At 48.9% G+C, this 3,048-nt stretch carries 4 protein-coding genes; 2 read left to right on the top strand and 2 right to left on the bottom strand.

What is annotated here, in order from left to right; all coding sequences use genetic code 11:
• Window positions 1–99 precede the first annotated feature (99 nt).
• Both Q0294_RS03415 and Q0294_RS03410 read right to left on the bottom strand, forming a co-directional pair.
• The gene (locus tag Q0294_RS03415; RefSeq protein ID WP_299460939.1) at window positions 100–1,167 is read right to left on the bottom strand and encodes a M56 family metallopeptidase; all 1,068 of its coding nucleotides are present in this window, start codon (window positions 1,165–1,167) and stop codon (window positions 100–102) included.
• On the bottom strand, window positions 1,164–1,598 hold the full coding sequence (locus tag Q0294_RS03410) for a BlaI/MecI/CopY family transcriptional regulator (protein ID WP_299460937.1): 435 nt from the start codon (window positions 1,596–1,598) through the stop codon (window positions 1,164–1,166). The genes Q0294_RS03415 and Q0294_RS03410 overlap by 4 nt, the downstream gene beginning before the upstream one ends.
• Before the next feature lie 209 nt (window positions 1,599–1,807).
• Here Q0294_RS03410 and Q0294_RS03405 point away from each other — a divergent pair, with 209 nt between their 5' ends.
• Together Q0294_RS03405 and Q0294_RS03400 are read left to right on the top strand one after the other, a co-directional pair.
• Entirely contained in the window at window positions 1,808–2,509 is a 702-nt protein-coding gene (locus Q0294_RS03405) for a YceI family protein (protein WP_299460935.1), read from the top strand.
• A 64-nt stretch (window positions 2,510–2,573) separates the two neighbouring features.
• Window positions 2,574–3,048, top strand: a 475-nt coding sequence (locus Q0294_RS03400; protein WP_299460933.1) for a class I SAM-dependent methyltransferase, incomplete at its 3' end; no start/stop codon positions are given.

The raw sequence follows: 3,048 nt of genomic DNA, 5'->3' as shown, positions 1-3,048 counted from the left end.
TTTATTTATTACCCAGCAATGTATACAGACGCTACATTACTTATCGTCACTTTGAGACGCTCAAACGCACCAATTTCTGCGTAACCAACCTGCCCGCGCTCAAAAATGCTCGTGCGGGCGAAGACGATGGCCATCGATTTCATAATCCCGGGCCGGAATCCCGATTGAATGCAGGACGTGAGACGACCAGCTTGGCCAGGGGGACCAGAACGACCGGTGGGACGCAGAGACATTCAGGGGGGCCCATAACAGAACCGAAAGCAGTGCCGTCGCCAGAATCACGGGAATGTCCCATCGATAACGCGTCAATGTTTGCGAAGATGACCAGTCGCACGTCGTCAATCGGTGAGCGCGTTGCTGAATCAGGCTGGGACTGTTCTTGAAGGTAAATCCGGCCGAGAGCGTTTTCCAGCCTCGTTTCTGTTGCTCGGCAAAATGTAAAAGGCTTTTCAAATAGACCAAAGCCTCGTTGCTGCTGTGTACAGACTGGTTGTCGCAATAAAATTCTCTACTGCATACTGCCTGTCGCGAACTCCACCAGACCAGGGGATGGAACCAGAAAACCGCTTCTACTAATCTTTGCAGAAACAGATGTAAGGGGTGAGCCGCCCGGAGATGTTCTGTCTCATGGCGAATGATCATCGCCCGTTCCTCTGCAGCGAGAGAGAGAATCGATCGCGGAAGCACAATCACAGGCTGATGAATTTGCCAGCAGAACGGAGTATGAGTTTCCTCGCTGCAGAGTAATAAAATCGGCTGGGTACCAACCTGCAGGTTTTCCTGATCAGCCAGCAGTTTCTGCTCTAACGGTTTCGCACGGTTCAGAATTTTTACGGTTTGAATCGTGCCTGAAACCAATGCGCACAACGAAATCGAAACTCCCGTGAGCCAAATGATTAACAAAACCTGGCCCATACCCGCCTCCATGTGCTGAACTGCTTCCAGGTAATTGCGATTTTCATTCAGGCTGGAAGAAAATAATCGGGGATGCGGAAAACAGAATGCCAGCAGAAACAGCAGCAGCAGCAAGATATGACAAACAGCCCACAAACGATGAGCAGACTGCGATTTCCTGCCAGAATGTACCAGTACCCCGGTCACACCAATCAGAACTGTTGATTGCAGCGAGAGTGACACAATTGTTTCCAGGAAACTGGCAGGCGTCATGGATTGCTCTCCAGTTTATTGATGGCGGTCTTGAGCGCTGAAATGTCTGACTCAGACATATTCTCATTTTCCAGCAGATTCACCATGAGCGTCGGCAGCGAATCTCCCAGCAGAACCTGTTTCAACTGACTGAGCATCGATTGAGACACAGCTTCACGGGAGACAGCCGCGCGGTAAATATAAGCACGCCCCCGTTTGACCCGATGCAGCACTTTTTTCTTTTTCGCCAACAGTGTGAGTGTTGTCATCACTGTGGTATAGGCCAGTTCGCGCGGTAACGCATCACAGACATCCTGCACACTTGCCTCTTCCAGTTCCCAGATCACCCCCATCAATTCGAGTTCATAGTGAGTGAGTCGATAATCTTTCACAGGCATCCCATCAAATGAAGAACGTAAATAATTCAGAGTGCAGATTTTAGCGATTCGCAAGCTAACTGAAAACCTGTTTTTCAGGACATTTTTCTACCCTTGGGGAAACAATTGACTTCAGCGGGTGGGCATCATATTCAGAAACCGGCATTTACTACTATAACAATAGTTGTTATGGTTCGTCCCGTTAATCTTCAAAGATTCCTACGGTATGGGAATCGTGCAAACAAGTCAGCAATGCAGATACAAAAAAGACAAGGATTCGTCTGATGACACATCTGATTTCAAACAATAAACGGATTTATTTCCTGGCAGGTTGCTTCAGTCTTTTCAGCATCAGCCTCTTTTCTTCCGGAATCGAATCTGCCAGCGGTCAGGATCAAAAAAGCCTGCAACAATCACAGGTCACTGCGGGCGAGATTGATACCACAACCAGCAAAGTCTACACCTATGTCGGAAAAACCGGCTTTGGTCACGAGCATGCCGTCATTGGCGAGATCAAATCAGGCTCGCTGAATCTGGGTGCCAGGAACAATGCCGGCAAAATTGTATTTGATATGACCACCTGGAAAGCAGATACGGCACCGGCACGGCAATATATCGGTTTGAAAGGTTCTACCGCCGCCTCAACACAAAACGAGGTGAATGCGAACATGCTGGGAAGCAGCGTACTGAATGTCCAGAAATATCCTACAGCTACCTTTGAAGTTGTGTCAGCGCTCCCCGTCAAACAAAATGTGCCCACGGGAAAAGCGTTCTACCAGTTGGACGGCAAGTTTACGCTGCATGGCGTCACACGAAACCTGAAGCTGATCGCGGAAGTCACTGAAGCAACTCAACGCAACCATTTGCGTGCCAGCTTTACTATTAAGCAGACCGATTTTGGCATTACCCCCTACAGCAAAGCATTTGGAGCGGTCGGCGTAACGGATGAGCTGAAAATCTATGGTGAGATCGATGTTGCCAAATAATGGTCAGTTATTTTCCTGCTTGTTGACTGCCATGTCTCTCACATCATGAATCTGGTTTTTTCAAATGATTAGTTGCCCCACCGTACAAAAAGACGTCATTCGCAGCCACTACAATTTAACAACCCTGTTTTATCGTTTACTGTGGGGGCGGCACATTCACCACGGACTGTGGGAGGAAAACAGCAGTGCCACACATGATAATTCTGCCTATGAGAAGTCATCAGCGATTGCACAACAGCAATTGACGGAGACGCTTGCCGGATTCCTCAACATTCAACCCGATGAAAGTCTGCTCGATGTTGGTTGTGGCATGGGCGGGTCGTCGATTCATCTGGCAAAAACGTTCGGCTGTCAGGTAACAGGTATTACGCTGAGTCCGGTACAGAAACGCTGGGCCACATTGGAATCACGGTGGCGCGGGCAACGCCACAACACACAGTTTCTCTGTCAGGATGCAGAAACCGCAGAATTCCCGCCGGAATCATTCGATGTTATCTGGAGCATCGAATGCACGGAACATCTGTTTGACAAACAGGCCT

Source organism: uncultured Gimesia sp. (assembly GCF_937919775.1).
Taxonomy (GTDB): Bacteria; Planctomycetota; Planctomycetia; order Planctomycetales; family Planctomycetaceae; genus Gimesia.
Note: the sequence above shows the minus strand (reverse complement) of the source record. Positions and strands in the feature narration are given on the sequence as shown.

What these genes read in the sequence shown, in the direction of transcription:
- Q0294_RS03405 (WP_299460935.1), top strand. Translation starts at nt 1,808, where the DNA reads ATGACACATCTGATTTCAAACAATAAACGGATTTATTTCCTGGCAGGT.
- Q0294_RS03415 (WP_299460939.1), bottom strand. Translation starts at nt 1,167, where the DNA reads ATGACGCCTGCCAGTTTCCTGGAAACAATTGTGTCACTCTCGCTGCAA.